The sequence below is a fragment of the Streptomyces sp. NPDC037100 genome (assembly GCF_055606225.1).
Genome location: NZ_JBVJSX010000001.1, coordinates 428,700 through 447,941, shown reverse-complemented (window position 1 = coordinate 447,941; position 19,242 = coordinate 428,700). Strand labels below are relative to the sequence as shown.

Here is a 19,242-nt window from a genome sequence, read left to right as displayed (position 1 = left end):
CGGCTCCGCCGCTGTGGCAATCCGACCCTCGAAACAGCCAGGAGGCCACCCGATCATGCCTCTGCGCCACTTGACCCCCCACGACCAGCACCTCTTCCGGCAGTACGGCCGGGGCCCCACCGTCCCCGTCCCCGACCCGCTCCTGCACCACGCCGTCACCCGGCACGCCGCGGCCACCCCGCACGTCGTGGCCGCCGAACACCAGGGCGCCCGCATCACCTACGCCGAGCTCGACCGGTACGCCGACGCCCTCGCCGCCCGCCTGGTCCGCGAGGGCGTCCGCCCCGGCGACCACGTCGGCCTGTTCGTCCGCCGCTCGATCCCGATGCTGGTCGGCCTGCTCGGCATCCTGAAGGCCGGCGCCGCCTACGTCCCGCAGGACATCGGCCTCGCACCCCCGGCCCAGCTCACCCACGTCATCCGCACCGCCCGGACCAGGGTCGTCCTCACGGTCGCCGAACACGCCCACCACGTGCCCCTGCCCGACGGTCATCTGCTGCTCCCGCTCGACGAGCCGCTGCCGTACGCCCCGGCCCCGCGCGTCCCCGTCACGGGCGACCACGGCGCCTACGTCCTGTTCACCTCCGGCACCACCGGCCGCCCCAACGGCGTGAAGGTCACCCACCGCAACGTCGCCAACCTCCTGCTCACCGCCCCGGGCGACCTCGGTGTCCGGCCCGGAGACCGGGTCGCCCAGCTCCTCAACATCGCTTTCGACATGGCGGCCTGGGAGATCCTCGGCTGCCTCACTCACGGCGGCACCCTCGTCATCCGGGGCAAGGACATCGCCGCGGCGGCCCGCACGGCGGACGTGCTCGTCGCGACCCCGACCGTGCTGTCCGGCCTCGACCCGGCCGCATGCCCGCGGGTGCGCACGGTCGCCGTGGCGGGGGAGCCCTGCCCGCGCCCGCTGGCCGACCGCTGGGCCCGCCAGGCCGCCTTCTTCAACGGCTGCGGCCCGACGGAGACGACCATCGTCAACACGATGAGCCGCCACGACCCGTCCGCCCCGCTGCTCACCATCGGCCGCCCCACCCCGAACAACACCGTCTACGTCCTCGACGCCGACCGCCGTCCCGTGCCGGTCGGCGAGCCTGGTGAGATGTGGGCCGGCGGCGACTGCGTGTCCGCCGGCTACCTCGGCGACGACGCCCTCAACGCCGAGCGTTACGCCCCCGACCCCTTCCTCGGCGGCGGCCGGCGCATGTTCCGCACCCGCGACCTCGGCCGCTGGGCCCCCGGCGGGGAGCTGGAGCACCTCGGCCGCACCGACGACCAGGTCAAGGTGCGCGGCTTCCGCGTCGAACTGGACTCGGTCTCCTCGGTCCTGGAGTCCGCGGCCGGCTGCACCCGGGCCGTCACCCTGAAACGCGACGCCCGCACCCTGGTCTCCTTCGTCTGCCCCGCGGACGTCGACCCGGAAGCGGCGCGCCGCGCGGTCGCGGACGCCCTGCCGTACTACTGCGTCCCGGAGCGGATCCTGCCGCTGGCCTTCCTCCCCGAGACCGACCGCGGCAAGGTCGACAAACAGGCGCTGCTGCACATGATCGAGGAGCGCGTGGCGGTGGCGCGATGACCACGTCCCCGCCCCGGCACCAGCAGGCCACCGGCGGGCTCCCGCCGCTGCTGCCCGGCCCCCGTCGCCTGCTCAAGCACCCGCGCCTGATGCACTACAACCGGCTCGCGGCCCTGGTGCTCCTGGCCAACGCGGCCTTCGCCTGCGTCGGTTGGCCTTTGGCCGCCCCCACCCTCGGGCACGCGGCCCTCGCCAACCTCGCCCTCGCCGTCGTCGTGCGCCAGCAGTACGTCATCAACTTCTTCTTCCGGGTGGCGACTTCGGCGCCGACCACCTGGCCGCTGCGGGTCCGCTGGACGCTCGGCAAGGTGTACCACTTCGGCGGACTGCACGTCGGCGGGGCACTGGCGGGCACGGCCTGGTTCCTGGCCTCGACGATCGCGGCACCCGACGGCCCCGCCAGGGCCGTCGGCTGGACCCTGATCGCCCTTCTCGCGCTCGTCGTCGCCACCGCCCTGCCGCCCTTCCGCTCCCGCCGGCACGACCACTTCGAGAAGATCCACCGCTTCGGCGGCTGGGCGGCCCTGGCCCTGTTCTGGACGCACACGCTGCTGTCCTCACCGGGCCCGTGGCAGGTCGGTGTGCTCGCGGTGGTCACCTTCAGCGTCGCCCTGCCCTGGCTGCGGCTGCGCAAGGTGGACGTCCACCTCGAACGCCCCTCCTCACACGTCGTGCTGGCCCGCTTCGACCACGGCGAGACCCCCTTCGCGGGCTCCTCCACCGCGATCAGCCGCAGCCCGCTGAAGGAGTGGCACTCCTTCGCCAACGTCCCCTCCCCCGGCGAGCCGGGCTTCCGCCTGACCATCTCCCGGGCCGGCGACTGGACCGGCTCCTTCATCGATGACCTGCCCCGGCAGGTGTGGGTCAAGGGCATCACCACGGCCGGCGTCGCCAACATCGAGGTCCTCTTCACCAAGGTCGTCTACGTCGCCACCGGCAGCGGCATCGGCCCCTGCCTGCCCCACCTGCTCGCCGCCCAGGTGCCCTCCCGGCTGGTCTGGGCGACCCGCGACCCCCGCACGACCTACGGCGACGCCCTGGTCGACGAGATCCTCGCCGTCCAGCCGGACGCCCGGATCTGGGACACCTCCCGGCACGGCAAGCCCGACATGGTGCGCCTCGCCCACGAGGCCTACCGGGACTTCGGCGCCGAGGCGGTCATCTGCATCTCCAACAAGAAACTGACCTGGCAGGTGGTCCACGGCCTGGAACGGCGGGGGATCCCGGCGTACGGCGCGATCTGGGACTCGTGACCCGCACTCGTGATGCGCGAAAGGAGAAGAGAGATGAACCATCTGAAGGTCGAGCGGCACGGCCGTGTGGTGACCGTGCGCCTGCACCGCCCGCACGTCCGCAACGCGCTCAGCAGTGAGCTCCTCACCGAACTCCTCGACGTCCTGCGTCCCTTGGACACGGACCCGGGAACCGGCTGCTTCGTCGTCACCGGCTCGGACACGGTCTTCGCCGCGGGCGCCGACATCAGGGAGATGGCCGGGAAGTCGGCCGCCGACATGGCGGCCGAGGACTACTTCGCCGGCTGGGAGGAGTTCGCGGACCTCCGCACCCCGAAGATCGCGGCCGTCAACGGCCATGCTCTCGGGGGTGGCTGTGAGCTGGCGATGATGTGCGACCTGGTCGTCGCGGGGGAGTCGGCGGTCTTCGGCCAGCCCGAGATCAAGCTCGGCGTGATCCCCGGCATCGGCGGCACCCAGCGGCTGACCCGGCTCGTCGGCCGGGCCACCGCCATGGACCTGGTCCTCACCGGTCGCACCATGGACGCACAGGAGGCTGGACGCTGCGGTCTCGTCTCCCGTGTGGTCCCGGACGGCCGGGTCCTGCCCGAGGCCCTCGAAGCGGCGGCGGTGATCGCCTCGTACGGCAGCGCTGCGGTCAGGGCGGCCCGCGAGTGCGTCGACCGTGCCCTCGAAACCGGTCTGCGCGACGGGATCCGCTTCGAACGCCGCGTCTTCCACGCCCTGTTCGCCACCGACGACCAGAAGGAGGGCATGACGGCGTTCCTGGAGAAGCGCCCCGCGCGCTTCCACGGACACTGACACCCACCGACCGGCCGGGGGCGTCCGCCCCCGGCCGAGTCACCCGCGAGGCACTCCGGCCGTCGCCAGCGCCCGCTCCACCCCCGGCTCCCGCGGCCCGAGGAACCGCGGATCCGGACGGAACACCGCGTCCAGCGCGGCCTTCTGGGCGGCGAGGATCTCCCGGGCGCCCCCGTAGTACCAGGTCGCGTCGTGCACGGCGTCCACGCCGACCCCGTACGAGGAGATCCCCGCCGCCTCGCACAGCGCCACCGCCCGCCGGATGTGGAAGCCCTGACTGATCAGCACGGCCTGATCCACCCCGAAGATCTTCTTCGCGCGCACGCAGGAGTCCCAGGTGTCGAATCCCGCGTAGTCACTGACGATCCGTCCGTCGGGCACCCCGTGCCGCGTCAGGTACACGCGCATCGCGTCCGGCTCGTCGTAGTCCTCCCGGCTGTTGTCCCCCGTGACGAGCACCACCTCCACCCGCCCCTGCCGGTACAGCTTCGCCGCGGCGTCGAGCCGGTGCGCGAGATACGGCGACGGCTCGCCCTCCCACAGCCCGGCACCGAACACCACGGCCACATCGGTACGCGGCACATCCGCCGCCGTACGCAGCCGGTCACCCGCCACGGCGTACATCCACGTCGCCGGAAGCAGCGCCAGCACGCACCCGGCCATCACGGCCTGCACCAGCCGCCGCTGCCCCCGCCGGGTACGCGGCAGCCGCGGTCTTCGGAACGTCACACGACGCATCGGACGGTCCCTCCCCAGGTCGGCCCCTCGACAGTCAGGGACGTCCTCCGGGACCGCCCGGTTCATCCGCAGCCGCGTGACCAGCTTCACTCGATTCATGGAAACCGCAGGTCAAAGCCCCTCACACAGCCCTTTCCCACATCGTGAACCGCTGGAAAACACCCGTGACGCCCACGCAACGGGAAGGCAACGCGCCGCCGCCACCATCGGTGCATGCCCAGTCAGCTCAGCCTCGTCCCGCCGCCCGCCACGCGCCGCCCGGCCCCGCCCGCCCTCGTGGTCGTGGCACACGGCAGCCGCGACCCCCGTGCGCTGAGCACCGTGAAGGCGCTCCTCGACCGGGTCCGGGCCCTGCGTCCCGACGTGCCCGTGCACCTGGGCCACATCGAACTCAACGCCCCCCTGCTCCCCGACACCCTCGCGGCCCTCGGGGACTCGGAGGCGGTCCTCGTCCCCCTCCTCCTCAGCCGCGGCTACCACGTCAAACAGGACATCCCGGAGATGGCGGCGGCCTCCCGGGCCCGCACCCACCTGGCAGCCCCCCTGGGCCCCCACCCGCTCCTGGTCGACGCCCTCCAGGCCCGCCTCACGGAAGCCGGCTGGGGCGGGACACCCCGCCGCACCAGCGCGGTCGTCCTCGCCGCTGCGGGCTCCCGCGACCCGGACGCGAAGACGGACACGGGCCGCACCGCCCACCTCCTGGCGACCCGCCTCGGCGTCCCGGTCATCCCGGCCTACGCCTCCGCCGCGACCCCGACGGTCGAAACGGCCGTCCGCACCCTCCTGGCAAGGGGCCGCCGCCACATCGCCCTCGCGTCCTACTTCACGGCCCCCGGCCGCTTCGCCACGGAGTGCGCCCAGAAGGCACCCTGGACAGCGGCGGCCCCCCTGGGCACGCACCCGGCGATGGCCCAGCTCCTCCTCCACCGCTACGAGGAAGCACTGGCACGGCAGACCCTTCCGGAACTGGCCTCGGCCTGAAACCGGGCTCGGGGCCACGCCCTCCGGGGCGCGGTGAACCGCGCGACCAGCCACAATCCACCCGCACACGCACGAAATCAGAACCCGGCACACTCGGACCCGCTTACTGTCGTCACATGGACGGCACCGCACGAGACCCCATGGCCTACGACCCGACGTCAGTCGACCGCTGGGCCCCGGAACCCGACAAACGCCCCGGCCGCACCGCCTTCCAACGCGACAGGGCCCGGGTCCTGCACAGCGCCGCCCTGCGACGTCTCGCCGGCAAGACCCAGGTCGTCACGCCCGGCACCCTCGGCCCCGCCTGGGACGCCAGCCCCCGCACCCGCCTCACCCACTCCCTCGAATGCGCCCAGGTCGGCCGCGAGCTGGGCGCGGCCCTCGGCTGCGACCCCGACCTCGTCGAAGCCGCCTGCCTCTCCCACGACCTCGGCCACCCGCCCTTCGGCCACAACGGCGAACAGGCCCTCAACGAGTTCGCGTCGGACTGCGGCGGCTTCGAGGGCAACGCCCAGTCCCTCAGGCTCCTCACCCGTATCGAGCCCAAACGGTTCACCCCGGAGCGCTCCGTCGGCCTCAACCTCACCCGCGCCGCCCTCGACGCCGCCACCAAGTACCCCTGGCCCCGCGGCGCCCACCCCACCGACCCGGCCTCGAACAAGTTCGGCGTCTACGAGGACGACCGCCCCGTCTTCGACTGGCTCCGCAAGGACGCCCCCGGCACCCGCACCTGCTTCGAGGCGCAGGTCATGGACTGGTCCGACGACGTGGCCTACTCGGTGCACGACGTGGAGGACGGCCTGCACGCCGGTCACATCGACCCGAACTGCCTGCACGCCGACCCCGAGCGCCGGGACGTCTTCCAGGTCGCTCTCGGCCGGTACGTCCCCGCCGACACCGACCCGGCCGAGCTCGCCGAGGCCCTGGACCGGCTCCTGGCCCAGGAGTGGTGGCCGCACGGCTACGACGGCACCGCCGTCGCCCAGGCCCGACTCAAGGACGCCACCAGCCAGCTCATCGGCCGTTTCTGCCTGGCCGCCGAGACCGCGACCCGCACCGCCTACGGCGCCGGACGGCTCACCCGGTACGCCGCCGAGCTCGTCGTCCCGCGCGAGACCCGCCTGGAGTGCGCCGTCCTCAAGGCCGTCGCCGACCTCTACGTCATGCAGCGCGCCGAGCAGGAACGGCTGCGCGCCGACCAGCGGATCGTGGTCGCCGAACTGGCCGAGGCGCTCACCGCCCGCGCCCCGGACGGCCTGGACCCGCAGTTCCGCTCCCTGTTCGACCGGGCGGCGGACGACCGGGCGCGCAAGCGGGTGATCGTGGACCAGATCGCCTCGCTCACCGACACATCCGCCCGTTCGCTTCACACCCGTCTGACGGGGCAGGGATGAGACTGACGCGACGGGCGGGACGCGAGCACCCCCGAATGTGACCCTCCGTGGCCTGATCGGGTCACTCCCTCTTCCCCCATCACGCTCCGTGCGGGACGCTCGCAAGTGGCGACACCCTGACGAGGAGGCACCCAGTGGTCGACGCGGATCAGACATTCGTCATCGTCGGAGGCGGACTGGCCGGCGCGAAGGCGGCCGAGACGCTCCGCGCGGAGGGCTTCACCGGCCGCGTGATACTGATCTGCGACGAACGCGACCACCCCTACGAGCGCCCGCCCCTGTCCAAGGGCTACCTCCTCGGCAAGGAGGAACGCGACAGCGTCTTCGTGCACGAACCCGCCTGGTACGCGGCCAACGACATCGAGCTCCACCTCGGCCAGACCGTCGACGCCGTCGACCGCACGGCCAAGACGGTCCGCTTCGGCGAGGACGGCACCGTCGTCCGCTACGACAAGCTGCTCCTGGCGACCGGCGCCGAGCCCCGCCGCCTGGACATCCCGGGCACGGACCTGGCCGGCGTGCACCACCTGCGCCGCCTCGCGCACGCCGAGCGCCTCAAACACGTCCTGACCCACCTCGGCCGGGACAACGGACACCTCGTCATCGCCGGTGCCGGCTGGATCGGCCTGGAGGTCGCGGCGGCGGCCCGCGAGTACGGCGCGGAGGTCACGGTCGTCGAGCACGGGCCGACCCCGCTGCACGGCGTGCTGGGCCCGGAGCTCGGCGGCCTCTTCGCCGACCTGCACCGCGAGCACGGGGTGCGTTTCCACTTCGGCAGGCGGCTGACGGAGATCGTCGGCCAGGACGGCATGGTCCTCGCGGCCCGCACCGACGACGGCGAGGAGCACCCGGCGCACGACGTGCTGGCGGCGATCGGCGCGGCCCCGCGCACCCACCTCGCGGAGGCGGCCGGCCTGGAGATCGCCGACCGGGCCCACGGCGGCGGCGTCGTCGTCGACGAGCGGCTGCGCACCTCCGACCCCGACGTCTACGCGGCCGGCGACGTCGTCTCCTTCCCGCACACCCTCTTCGGCACGCGGGTGCGCGTCGAGCACTGGGCCAACGCCCTGAACGGCGGCCCGGCGGCCGCGCGCTCCATGCTGGGCCGCGACGTGACGTACGACCGGGTGCCCTACTTCTTCTCCGACCAGTACGACCTGGGGATGGAGTACTCCGGCTGGGCGCCCGCGGGCGCCTACGACCAGGTGGTGATCCGCGGCGACGCCGGGAAGCGCGAGTTCATCGCGTTCTGGGTGAAGGACGGCCGGGTGCTGGCCGGCATGAACGTGAACGTGTGGGACGTCACGGACAAGATCCAGCGCCTGATCCGCTCCAGGGCGAGGGTGAACACGGAATCCCTGGCGGACCCGCACGTCCCGCTGGAGGGCCTCGCCTCCTAGCTGTCGGGAGTGTCGGTCCGCCCCCGTAGAATTCACGCGTGGCAGGACGGATCAACGACGAGGACGTGAAGGCGGTACGGGACGCGGTCCCGATCGACGCCGTGGTGTCCGAGTACCTCCAGCTGCGGGGCGCGGGCGGCGGAAACCTCAAGGGTCTCTGCCCCTTCCACGACGAGAAGTCCCCGTCCTTCCAGGTCAGCCCGAGCAAGGGGTTCTTCCACTGCTTCGGCTGCCAGGAGGGCGGCGACACCATCACGTTCGTGATGAAGATCGACCACCTCTCCTTCTCCGAGGCGGTCGAACGCCTGGCCGGCCAGGCGGGCATCACCCTGCGCTACGAGGAGGGCGGCTACAACCCCTCCCACCAGCGCGGTGAGCGGATCCGCCTGGTCGAGGCCCACAAGATCGCCGCCGACTGGTACGTGGAGCAGCTCGCCACCAGCCCGGAGGCCGACACCGGCCGCCAGTTCCTCGCCGATCGCGGCTTCGACCAGGCCGCCGCCCAGCACTTCTCCGTCGGCTACAGCCCCCAGGGCTGGGACCACCTCACGCGCTTCCTGCGCGGCAAGGGCTTCACCGACAAGGAGCTGATCCTCTCCGGCCTCTCCCAGGAAGGCCGCCGCGGCCCCATCGACCGCTTCCGCGGACGCCTGATGTGGCCCATCCGCGACATCGGCGGCGACGTCGTCGGCTTCGGCGCCCGCAAGCTCTACGAGGCGGACAACGGCCCCAAGTACCTCAACACACCCGAGACGGCGATCTACAAGAAGTCCCAGGTCCTGTACGGCATCGACCTGGCGAAGAAGGACATCGCCAAGGCGTCCCGCGCGGTCGTCGTCGAGGGCTACACCGACGTCATGGCCTGCCACCTCGCCGGCGTGACGACCGCCATCGCCACCTGCGGCACCGCTTTCGGCGGCGAGCACATCAAGATCCTGCGCCGGCTGCTCATGGACAACGGCTCGGCCCGGGTCATCTTCACCTTCGACGGCGACGCCGCCGGCCAGAAGGCCGCCCTGCGCGCCTTCGAGGACGACCAGAAGTTCGCCGCCGAGACGTACATCGCCATCGCCCCGGACGGCATGGACCCCTGCGACCTGCGCCTGGCCAAGGGCGACGAGGCCGTCGCCGACCTCGTCGAACCCCGCACCCCCCTCTTCGAGTTCGCGCTGCGCCAGATCGTGAGCCGCTACGACCTCGACACCCCCGCCGGCCGCGCATCCGCCCTGGACGAGGCCGCCCCGATCGTCGCCCGCATCAAGAACAGCGGCGCCCAGCACGAGGTCGCCGTCCAGCTCGCCGGCATGCTCGGCATCCTCGACACCCAGTTCGTGGTCAAGCGCGTGGCCCAGCTGGCCCGCTGGGCCCGCGACCGCGGCGGCAAGGGCCCCGCCCAGGAGCGGCACCACCAGGGGCGGCAGTACGCCGGACCGCCCCAGCCCACCGCCCCCCGCGGCCCGGCCCTGAACCTCCGCAACCCCGTCTTCGCCACCGAGCGGGAGCTCCTCAAACTCGCCCTCCAGCGACCCGAGTTGGTCTCCCCGGCCTTCGACGCGTACGGGGTGGACGAGTTCACCGCCCCGCCCTACGCCGCCGTCCGCCAGGCCATCCAGGAGGCGGGCGGCGCCGAACCGGGCGTCGCCGACCCCCAGGACTACCTGATCAGGGTCCGCGAGGCCGCCCCGGACGACGCGGTCCGCGCGATGGTGACGGAGCTCGCCGTCGAGGCGATCTTGCTGCACAAGGGCGTGAAGGGGGCAGACGAGGTCTACGCGGGGGCCCAGTTGGTGACGGTCCGCCGCCGGGCCGTGGAGCGCCGCATCCGCGACATCACGAGCCGGCTCACCCGCCTCGGAACCCACGGCGACCCGGCCGAGCTCGCCGCCGTGCAGAACGAACTGTGGGTCCTCCAGCAGTACGACCAGACCCTCCGGGAGCACGGCGCCGCGGCGCTGTAGGCGGGGTCAGGCCCCGGTCTCCTCGAACGCCGGGGTCACGGCCCGCACCAACCGTTCGGCGAACGCCCGCTCGTCGTTTCTGAACTGCGGATACTCCGTGACGAAGTGGTTCCACTCCACATACCCGACCGCCTCCACCACGTCCTCCAGGAGGATCTTCTCGCGGTACGGGTACGGCCACTCGCCCGACAGCCGGAACACCTCGTGCAACAGCTCCCGGCGCAGGGGATGCCGCTCGGCCAGGAGCACGGCGTCGTACAGGTCCTTGCCCTGCGCGTACATGTCGTTGATCACCCACATCAGCTTCCACGCCAGCGACAGCTCCGGCGTCGCCGCCTGCACGATCGCGCCGCCCGGCAGCTCGACCGGCCCGGGGTCCTCGGGCAACCGCTCGTTGAAGACGAAGTCCAGCTGGACGTGGCCGCCGGGCAGCCCCGGCGCACCCCAGGGCAGCAGCATCCGACGGCCCGGCACCCGCTCGTAGGTCCAGATGTCCTCGACCACCGCGCCCCGGGCCGAGATCCCGACCTCGCGCCCGCGGGCGTCGGCCAGCGTCTGCGCCGCCTCGGCGATCCCGGTCAGCATCCGGTCCGTACGGCCGTCGTCGATCCGCCAGGTGTGCGGTACGACGACGAAGTCCAGGTCCCCGGGCTCGCGGGCGGCGTCCTCGAACCACACCGACATCAGCACACTGCCCCGCAGCACCAGCGAGTCCACCCACTCCGAGTCGGCGATCGCGTCCAGCACCAGGTGCAGTGCTCGGCGGCGGGCCGCCCGCCACGCCTCTCCCCGAGCCGGGTCGGCGAAGCGCGGGTCGGTGGCGCGGTAGGCGTTCTGGTAGTGCTTCAGGGCCGGGTCGAAGACCGGGAGCTGCACCACGTCGTCGCCCGGCACCGGCCGGAGCGACTTCGGCAGCTGCTGGGCCCTGCGGGTGGCGTCGTCCAGGGGCTCACGGGGAATCTCCGTGTTCGCCCAGCCGAAACCCTGCCACGACTGTTTCATCCCGACACCCCCACCGGCTCCCCGAGCCATCCGTCGTCCATCGACACATCACTGTCGTGCAGCACGAACTCACGCTCCACGCACAGGACTTCGTATCCGCCCAACTCGGTGAGCAGCCGTTCCAGCTCCCGGACCGCACCCTCGGCGTCCACCCCGCGGCACCGCTGGGTCACGAACCGCTCGTGCCATGCGCCCGCACGGACCCGCCGGGCGTTCCACGACAGGTGGGCGCCGTGCGGCAGCACGCGGGCGGTAAGCCGCGCGAGGTCCGCGTCCGGAGCGAGCAGCAGCTTCACATGGTGCTCGAAGTACCGTCCGTCCGCGCACGGCCGGCGCGGCACCTCAGGCGCCCACGGCGACGACTCGATCTTCACGCGCACAGGTTCGAAGCCGTCCGCCCGCAGGCGCGCCGTCACCTCCCGCACCCGTCGGGACTCCTCGGCATACGACGGCGAACCGCGCAGGGTGAGCATCGGCTGATCGCGCGTCCGTCCCCGGGCCAGCACGATGTGCGTCAGCTTGAGACCGGCCTCGGCCGCCCACCGGCCCAGCCGGGCGGACTCCTCGGGGCCGGCGCAGCGGACCGTCACATGCGACTCGTACAGGGCAGCGGACATCGGACGATCGTCGCAGACCAGTGGCGTATGAGGCATCCGGGTTTCCCACGAGGGGCGACCACGCGGTCACGGACCGGAAACAAAAAGTCACCGCACGCCCCTCGTGGCGACGATGTGTCTTACCCCACACTGGGTTCCGGTGCCTGAGTCCTCGGAGCGCGGCCGATCCGTCACCCACGGGTCCCAGACCCCCGCGGTTCCGCTCATCGCGTACGGGACGGAAAGCGGCGAGGCCGACTCCGCCCCCGAAGTACCGCTGCCGTACTCCTTGGCAGCGATCATCCTGGAGGTCGCCCCCGTGCAGACCCAGACCCTCACCCAGACCGACGCCGGTGCCGCGCCGGACGCGGAGGCCGACGCCCTGTCAGGGGTCCCGGCGCAGAGCCGCGCCGTGCACCACCCCGAGTCGGAACCGGAGCCGGAGGAGCCGCCGGCCGAGGCCGTCGAGGCGGCCGAACCTCCCGAGGCCGTCGAACCTCCCGAGGCCGTAGAACGCCCGCCGGTCCGCACCGAGACCGGCAGCCCCTCCTCGGACCTGTTCCGCCAGTACCTGCGGGAGATCGGCCGCATCCCCCTGCTCACCGCCGCCGAGGAGGTCGAACTCGCCCGCCGCGTCGAGGCCGGCCTGTTCGCGGAGGAGAAGCTGCGGCTCACCCCCGACCTGGACAGCCAGCTCGCCCTCGACCTGGACCGGCTCGTCGTCATGGGCCGCATGGCCAAGCGCCGCCTGATCGAGGCGAACCTGCGTCTGGTCGTCTCGGTCGCCAAACGCTACGTCGGCCGCGGCCTGACGATGCTCGACCTCGTCCAGGAGGGCAACCTCGGTCTGATCAGGGCGGTCGAGAAGTTCGACTACGCCCGCGGCTACAAGTTCTCCACGTACGCCACGTGGTGGATCCGCCAGGCCATGTCCCGGGCCCTGGCCGACCAGGCCCGCACGATACGGGTCCCGGTCCACGTCGTGGAGCTCATCAACCGGGTCGTCCGCGTCCAGCGCCGCATGCTCCAGGAGCGGGGTTACGAGCCGACACCCGAGGAGGTCGCGGCCCACCTGGAGCTGCAGCCGGAGCGGGTCAGCGAAGTCCTGCGCCTCGCCCAGGAGCCGGTGTCGCTGCACGCGCCCGTCGGCGAGGAGGACGACGTCGCCCTCGGCGACCTCATCGAGGACGGCGACGCGGCCTCTCCGGTGGAGTCGGCCGCGTTTCTGCTGCTCAGGGAGCACCTGGAAGCGGTCCTGTCGACCCTGGGGGAGCGGGAGCGGAAGGTGGTCCAACTCCGCTACGGCCTGGCGGACGGCCGCCCCCGCACCCTGGAGGAGATCGGCCGCATCTTCGGCGTCACCCGGGAGCGGATACGGCAGATCGAGTCGAAGACGCTGAACAAACTGAGGGACCACGCCTTCGCGGATCAGCTACGGGGCTATCTGGACTGATGCCGTCCGCGGGCCGGTGGGGGCTGGTCGCGCAGTTCCCCGCGCCCCTGAAGGGGCGTCAGCTGCACGTCTCCAAGGGGCGCGGGGCTGTAGCCATGTGCGGCTCCGCCGCGTGGGCGCGATCCGCCCCCACCGGCCCGCAGCCGCCCCACCGCACCCCACGGCACCCCCGGATCGCGACTCAGTCGACCTCGGCCACCGCCTGCGCGAACTGCGCCTTGTACAGCCGCGCGTAGGCCCCGTCCGCGGCCAGCAGCTCCTCGTGCGCGCCCTGCTCGACGATGGACCCGTTCTCCATGACGAGGATCGTGTCCGCGTCCCGGATCGTCGACAGGCGGTGCGCGATGACGAACGACGTGCGGCCGTGGGCGAGTTTCGCCATGGCCTTCTGAATGAGGACCTCCGTACGCGTGTCGACCGAGCTGGTCGCCTCGTCCAGCACCAGGATCACCGGGTCGGACAGGAACGCCCGGGCGATGGTGATCAGCTGCTTCTCACCGGCACTGACCCCGGTGCCCTCGTCGTCGATCACGGTGTCGTACCCGTCCGGCAGCGTCCGGACGAACCGGTCCGCGTGCGCCGCCCGGGCCGCCTCCTCGATCTCCCCGCGGGTGACCTCCCGGGAGGCGCCGTACGCGATGTTCTCCGCGATCGTGCCGCCGAACAGCCAGGTGTCCTGCAGCACCATGCCGATCCCGGCCCGCAGCTCGTCCCGGGACATCCGGGCGATGTCGACCCCGTCGAGCGTGATGCGCCCGCCGGTGACGTCGTAGAACCGCATCAGCAGATTCACCAGCGTCGTCTTGCCTGCGCCGGTCGGGCCGACGATGGCGACCGTGTGCCCGGGCTCGACCTTCAGCGACAGGTCCTCGATGAGCGGCTTGTCGGGGTCGTAGCGGAACGACACGTGCTCCAGCGCCACCTGCCCGCGCAGATCCTCGGGGCGCACACCCGGCACCGGGTCCGCCTCCTGCTCCTTTGCGTCGAGCAGTTCGAAGACCCGCTCCGCCGAGGCGACACCCGACTGCACCAGGTTCGCCATGGACGCGACCTGCGTCAGCGGCATGGAGAACTGCCGCGAGTACTGGATGAAGGCCTGCACATCACCGATCGACAGCGAGCCCGAGGCCACCCGCAGCCCGCCGACCACCGCCACCAGCACGTAGTTGAGGTTCGACACGAACATCATCAGCGGCTGCATGACCCCGCTGTTGAACTGCGCCTTGAACCCCGCCTCGTACAGCGCGTCGTTCTGCTCGGCGAACTGCCGCGCCGATTCCTCCTGCCGCCCGAACACCTTCACCAGGGCGTGCCCGGTGTACATCTCCTCGATGTGCGCGTTCAGCTTGCCCGTCGAGCGCCACTGCTGCACGAAGTGCGGCTGCGACCGCTTGCCCACCCGCGTGGCCACGACGAACGACAGCGGCACGGTCACCAGCGCGACCAGCGCCAGGATCCACGAGACGTAGAACATCATCGCGAGCACACCGATGATGGTCAGCACCGAGTTGATGAGCTGCCCCATCGACTGCTGGAGGGTCTGCCCGATGTTGTCGATGTCGTTCGTCGCCCGGGACAGCACCTCACCGCGCTGGCGCTGGTCGAAGTACGACAGCGGCAGCCGCGACAGCTTCGTCTGCACGTCCTCCCGCATCCGGAACATCGTCCGGTTCACGGCCCGGTTCACCAGCCGTGTCGCCACCGCCATCAGCAGCCCGGCCACCGTGAACACGCCCAGCGCGAGCAGCAGCACATGGCCGACGGCCGTGAAGTCGATGCCCTCGCCCGGGGTGAAGTCGGTGCTGCGCAGCATGTCGGCGACGTCACCGTCCCCGCGCTGCCGCATGGAGTCGAGGACCTGCTCCTTGGTCGCCCCCTCGGGCATGCCCCGTCCGACGATGCCCGCGAAGACCAGGTCGGTGGCCTTGCCGAGGATCTTCGGCCCGACGACGTTGAGGCCGACGCTGAGCACCACGCACAGCAGCAGCACGTAGATGGTGATCCGCTCCGGCCGGAACTGCGCGACGAGCCGTTTGCCCGACCCCTTGAAGTCGAGCGAGCGCTGGTCGGGGCCGCCCCCGGCCATCATCCGCCCCATGGGCCCCGCCATCAGGCAGCCTCCGCTTCCGTGAGCTGGGAGAGCACGATCTCCCGGTAGGTCTCGTTGTCCGCCATCAGCTCGTGGTGCCGGCCGGTGCCGACGACCCGGCCCTCGTCGAGGACGACGATCCGGTCGGCGTCCCGGATGGTCGCCACCCGCTGGGCCACGATCACCACGGTCGCCTCGGCGGTCTCCTGCGTGAGCGCGGCCCGCAGCGCGGCGTCCGTGGCGTAGTCGAGCGCGGAGAAGGAGTCGTCGAAGAGGTAGATCTCGGGCCGCTGCACCAGCGTCCGGGCGATCGCGAGCCGCTGGCGCTGACCGCCGGAGACGTTCGTCCCGCCCTGCGAGATCGGCGAGTCGAGACCGCCCTCCAGCCGCTCCACGAAGTCCTTGGCCTGCGCCACCTCCAGCGCGTGCCACAGCTCCTCGTCGGTGGCGTCCGGATTGCCGTAGCGCAGGTTGGTCGCCACCGTCCCCGCGAACAGATACGGCTTCTGCGGCACCATCCCGACGGTCTTCGCGAGCAGCTGCGGGTCGATCTCCGCCACCTCGACACCGTCGACGAGCACCTGCCCCTCGGTCGCGTCGAACAGCCGCGGCACCAGCCCGAGGAGTGTGGACTTGCCGCTGCCGGTCGAACCGATGACGGCGGTCGTCTCACCCGGCCGGGCCACGAGATCCACCGCTCGCAGCACCGGCTCCTCGGCACCCGGATAACGGAAGCCCGCCCCGCGGATCTCCAGATGCCCGTGCCGGCGCAGCTCCCGCACCGGCGCCGAAGGCGGCACGACGCTGGAGGAGGTGTCCAGCACCTCCTGGATGCGCTCGGCGCACACCTCCGCGCGCGGCACCATCATGAACATGAAGGTGGCCATCATCACCGCCATGACGATCTGCATCAGATAGGCCAGGAAAGCCGTCAGATCACCGATCTGCATCCCGCCGCTGTCGATCCGGTGCGCCCCGAACCACACCACGGCGATCGACGACAGGTTCACCACCGTCATGACGATCGGGAACATCAGCGCGAGCAGGTTGCCGGTGCCCAGCGCGAAGTCGGTGAGATCGGTGTTGGCCTTCCGGAAGCGCTGCTGCTCGTACTCGTCCCGGACGAAGGCCCGGATCACACGGTTGCCGGTGATCTGCTCGCGCAGCACCTGGTTCACCGAGTCCAGCCGCTCCTGCATCGCCCGGAACAGCGGCCGCAGCCGGCGCACGATCAGCGTCACGCAGATGCCCAGCACCGGCACGACCGCCACCAGCACCCCGGACAACGGCACGTCCAGACCGAGCGCCAGCACGATGCCGCCCACGCACATGATCGGCGCCGACACCAGCAGCGTGAACGTCATCAGCGCCAGCATCTGCACCTGCTGGACGTCGTTCGTCGTCCGCGTGATCAGCGACGGCGCCCCGAAGTGACCGACCTCACGTGCGGAGAACGACTGCACCCGGTCGAACACTGACCCCCGCAGGTCCCGGCCCAGTGCCGCCGCCGTGCGGGCGCCGTAGTACACGGCGCCGATGTTGCACACGACCTGGACCAGCGAGATGCCGATCATCAGGCCGCCGTAGCCCAGGATGTAGCCCGTGTCGCCGTTCACGACACCCTGGTCGATGATGTCGGCGTTCAGCGTGGGCAGGTAGAGCGTGGCGCAGGTCTGCAGGAACTGCAGCAGCACCAGGAGAGCGACGGGTCTCTTGTAGGGCCTGAGACAGGTCCGCAGAAGTCGTATGAGCACGCTGCTTCTCTCGGAGTGGACGACGGGGCGAGTGGTTGCCCCTGGCCCCTATCGTCGAACACTCCACCCGCGTTACCTCAACCGAATTAACCCAACAGGCGGTCGAAGCCTTCAGAGGGCTCCGGGATGCGTCTGCTCCCGCACCGCCACGAACTGCTGCCGCACCGCCTGCCCCACGGCCAGCTCGTCCCCGGGCTCCAGCACCTGCGCCACCGCCCCCTGCCAGGCGGGCGGGTTGCGCACGTCGAGCGTGCCCTGCGAGGCGCCCAGCGCCCAGGCCGCCTGGCGGGCGGCGCCGATCGCCGCGTAGTCCGCGGGCTGCGGCACCACGACCTGCGTCCCGAACAGCGCCGGTGCCGCCGCCTGCACGGCGGGCAGTTCGGCGGCCGGCCCGAGCAGGAACACCCGCCGCACCTCCACGCCCCGGCCGCGCAGCACGTCCAGCGCGTCCGCGAGCCCGCACAGCATCCCCTCGAACGCCGCCCGCGCCAGATGCTCCGCCTTCATCGACTCGCGCCTGAGCCCGGCGAGCGTCCCGGCGGTGTGCGGCAGGTTCGGGGTCCGCTCACCCTCCAGATAGGGCAGCAGCACCAGCCCGTGCGACCCCGGCGTCGACTTCATCGCCAGGTCGGACAGGCTCTCCAGATCCGGCAGCCCCAGCAGTTCGGCGGCCCCGCGCAGCGTCCGCACGGCGTTCAGCGTGGTGACGACGGGCAGATGCATGCCGGTCGCGTCCGCGAGCGCGGTGATCATCCCGGACCCGTCGACCAGCGCCTCGGGGTGCACGGCCATCACGGACCCGGACGCGCCGAGCGACACCACCGCGTCTCCGAGGCCGATGCCGAGACCGAACGCCGCCGCCATGGTCTCGCCGGTCCCCACGGAGATCAGCAGCCCCTCCGGCGTCGTACCGGCCGCGTCCGCCGGGCCGATCACCTCCGGCAGCATCACCTGGTGCCCGAGCGCCAACTCCACGAGGTCGGGCCGGTAGCCACCGGTCGCCGCCGACCAGTAGCCGGTGCCGGACGCACCGCCCCGGTCGGTGGTTCTCCTGACCGGCCGGCCCAGCAGCTGCCACACCAGCCAGTCGTGCGCCTGGAGGAGGATCGCGGTGCGCTGCGCGTTCTCCGGCTCGGTCCGGGCCAGCCAGCGCAGCTTGGTGATCGGCTGGGCGGCCTGCGGCACACAGCCCACCGCCTGCGCCCACGCCTCGCGCCCGCCCAGCGCGTCGATCAGATCGGCCGCGGCGACCTGCGTCCGCTTGTCCCCGCCGACCATCGCCGGCCGCACGGTGTTGCCCTGCGCGTCCAGCGGCACGACGGCGTTCTGCTGCGCCGAGACGCCGATCGCCTGCACGCCCTCCAACAGCCCGCCGCCCGCGGCCTCGCCCAAGGAGAGGAGCCAGGCCTGCGGGTCGACGTCCGACGGCCGGCCGCCGGCCTCGGGGCTCTCCACCGGATGCGGCGCATATCCCTGCCTGAGCACGGCTCCGGAGTCCGTGTCACAGACGACGATACGAGTGAAATCGGGTGAACTGTCCAACCCGGCGACTATCCCCATGGCCAAAATTCTGCCGTACCGCTGCGCCGGCTCGGGCCGTGGGCGCCGCGGGGGGTGCCGCCGGGTTTCGGGTGCGGACTCGTCGTGGCTGGTCGCGCAGTTCCTCGCGCCCCTTTCAGGGGCGTGACCCTGCTAGGCATCCGGAGATCACGTATTGCTCGTGCCCCAGTCGTCCTCGCCGCCGTTGTGGGTGGCTCGGTCGCGGAGGTGGCGGACGCGGTCCGCCACCGAGTCGGGGACCCGGTCGCCGACCTTGTCGCTCACCACGTGGTACGCCTTGCCCGCGAACTCACGGCCCTGGTGGGCCGCCGTCTCCGCGGTGTTGCGCACGGCGGGGTTCTGCGCGAACTGCCGGGCTGACTTCTTCAACTGCTCGTAGCGCTCGCGTCCGGCCCTCGTGCCCAGCACGTAACCCAGGACGACTCCGGCGACGAACGTGAGCCGGTAACGCATGGCGGCCACCCTTTCTCTTGCGTAGGTCTCCGGTGCGGCGTCGGTGCCGGGGAGTACCGATTGGCGAAGCACCCCCCTGCTTGCGCTAATGTATGTGTCGCAGCGAACGCGCGCCCCCTGGCGGATACCCAGGTAGGTGCGTTCGATGCAAACGAGACCTTCCTCGGTAGCTCAATTGGCAGAGCAGCCGGCTGTTAACCGGCAGGTTACTGGTTCGAGTCCAGTCCGGGGAGC

At 71.7% G+C, this 19,242-nt stretch carries 15 protein-coding genes and 1 tRNA gene; 9 read left to right on the top strand and 7 right to left on the bottom strand.

Features of this window, described 5'->3' with window-relative positions; genetic code table 11:
• Positions 1-55: 55 nt before the first annotated feature.
• The 3 genes from ACZ7EG_RS02060 to ACZ7EG_RS02050 are packed head-to-tail and all read left to right on the top strand — an operon-like array spanning position 56 to position 3,630.
• On the top strand, positions 56-1,576 hold the full coding sequence (locus tag ACZ7EG_RS02060; protein WP_471070869.1) for an amino acid adenylation domain-containing protein: 1,521 nt from the start codon (positions 56-58) through the stop codon (positions 1,574-1,576).
• Positions 1,573-2,829: a ferredoxin reductase domain-containing protein gene (locus tag ACZ7EG_RS02055; protein ID WP_471070866.1), complete on the top strand. Its 1,257-nt coding sequence runs from the start codon at positions 1,573-1,575 to the stop codon at positions 2,827-2,829. Before ACZ7EG_RS02060 ends, ACZ7EG_RS02055 begins: the two co-directional genes overlap by 4 nt.
• A 33-nt stretch (positions 2,830-2,862) precedes the next feature.
• Entirely contained in the window at positions 2,863-3,630 is a 768-nt protein-coding gene (locus ACZ7EG_RS02050; RefSeq protein WP_471070863.1) for an enoyl-CoA hydratase-related protein, read from the top strand.
• Positions 3,631-3,669: 39 nt separating this feature from the next.
• Here the strand turns inward: ACZ7EG_RS02050 and ACZ7EG_RS02045 are convergent, their stop codons facing one another.
• Positions 3,670-4,368 carry a SanA/YdcF family protein gene (locus ACZ7EG_RS02045; protein ID WP_471070860.1) on the bottom strand — a complete coding sequence of 233 codons (699 nt, stop codon included), beginning with the start codon at positions 4,366-4,368 and terminating at the stop codon, positions 3,670-3,672.
• Between the two features lie 213 nt (positions 4,369-4,581).
• On the opposite strand from ACZ7EG_RS02045, the gene ACZ7EG_RS02040 reads away from it, so the two are divergent.
• The 4 genes from ACZ7EG_RS02040 to dnaG all read left to right on the top strand — a co-directional run bounded on the left by ACZ7EG_RS02040 (position 4,582) and on the right by dnaG (position 10,101).
• Positions 4,582-5,349: a sirohydrochlorin chelatase gene (locus ACZ7EG_RS02040; RefSeq protein WP_471070857.1), complete on the top strand. Its 768-nt coding sequence runs from the start codon at positions 4,582-4,584 to the stop codon at positions 5,347-5,349.
• 116 nt (positions 5,350-5,465) lie between these two features.
• On the top strand, positions 5,466-6,743 hold the full coding sequence (locus tag ACZ7EG_RS02035) for a deoxyguanosinetriphosphate triphosphohydrolase (RefSeq protein ID WP_471070854.1): 1,278 nt from the start codon (positions 5,466-5,468) through the stop codon (positions 6,741-6,743).
• Positions 6,744-6,877: 134 nt separating this feature from the next.
• Positions 6,878-8,143 carry an NAD(P)/FAD-dependent oxidoreductase gene (locus ACZ7EG_RS02030; protein ID WP_471070851.1) on the top strand — a complete coding sequence of 422 codons (1,266 nt, stop codon included), beginning with the start codon at positions 6,878-6,880 and terminating at the stop codon, positions 8,141-8,143.
• Between the two features lie 38 nt (positions 8,144-8,181).
• Complete coding sequence (dnaG, locus tag ACZ7EG_RS02025) at positions 8,182-10,101, top strand: DNA primase (RefSeq protein ID WP_471070848.1); 1,920 nt, start codon at positions 8,182-8,184, stop codon at positions 10,099-10,101.
• Between the two features lie 6 nt (positions 10,102-10,107).
• Here the strand turns inward: dnaG and ACZ7EG_RS02020 are convergent, their stop codons facing one another.
• Both ACZ7EG_RS02020 and ACZ7EG_RS02015 read right to left on the bottom strand, forming a co-directional pair.
• The gene (locus ACZ7EG_RS02020; RefSeq protein ID WP_471070845.1) at positions 10,108-11,103 is read right to left on the bottom strand and encodes a nucleotidyl transferase AbiEii/AbiGii toxin family protein; all 996 of its coding nucleotides are present in this window, start codon (positions 11,101-11,103) and stop codon (positions 10,108-10,110) included.
• Entirely contained in the window at positions 11,100-11,720 is a 621-nt protein-coding gene (locus ACZ7EG_RS02015) for a hypothetical protein (protein ID WP_471070842.1), read from the bottom strand. The genes ACZ7EG_RS02020 and ACZ7EG_RS02015 overlap by 4 nt, the downstream gene beginning before the upstream one ends.
• Before the next feature lie 139 nt (positions 11,721-11,859).
• Here ACZ7EG_RS02015 and ACZ7EG_RS02010 point away from each other — a divergent pair, with 139 nt between their 5' ends.
• Positions 11,860-13,152: an RNA polymerase sigma factor gene (locus ACZ7EG_RS02010; RefSeq protein WP_471070839.1), complete on the top strand. Its 1,293-nt coding sequence runs from the start codon at positions 11,860-11,862 to the stop codon at positions 13,150-13,152.
• A gap of 181 nt (positions 13,153-13,333) precedes the next feature.
• Here ACZ7EG_RS02010 and ACZ7EG_RS02005 read toward each other — a convergent pair whose 3' ends face one another.
• From ACZ7EG_RS02005 to ACZ7EG_RS01990, 4 genes are all read right to left on the bottom strand, one after another.
• Positions 13,334-15,262, bottom strand: coding sequence for an ABC transporter ATP-binding protein (locus ACZ7EG_RS02005; RefSeq protein ID WP_471070836.1), 1,929 nt, complete (start codon positions 15,260-15,262; stop codon positions 13,334-13,336).
• On the bottom strand, positions 15,262-16,995 hold the full coding sequence (locus ACZ7EG_RS02000; RefSeq protein ID WP_471070833.1) for an ABC transporter ATP-binding protein: 1,734 nt from the start codon (positions 16,993-16,995) through the stop codon (positions 15,262-15,264). The genes ACZ7EG_RS02005 and ACZ7EG_RS02000 overlap by 1 nt, the downstream gene beginning before the upstream one ends.
• A 111-nt stretch (positions 16,996-17,106) precedes the next feature.
• Positions 17,107-18,555, bottom strand: coding sequence for a xylulokinase (locus ACZ7EG_RS01995; protein ID WP_471070830.1), 1,449 nt, complete (start codon positions 18,553-18,555; stop codon positions 17,107-17,109).
• A gap of 147 nt (positions 18,556-18,702) precedes the next feature.
• Complete coding sequence (locus ACZ7EG_RS01990; RefSeq protein ID WP_104780832.1) at positions 18,703-19,008, bottom strand: YtxH domain-containing protein; 306 nt, start codon at positions 19,006-19,008, stop codon at positions 18,703-18,705.
• 160 nt (positions 19,009-19,168) lie between these two features.
• On the opposite strand from ACZ7EG_RS01990, the gene ACZ7EG_RS01985 reads away from it, so the two are divergent.
• Positions 19,169-19,241 (top strand) — tRNA-Asn (locus ACZ7EG_RS01985).
• Position 19,242 lies beyond the last annotated feature (1 nt).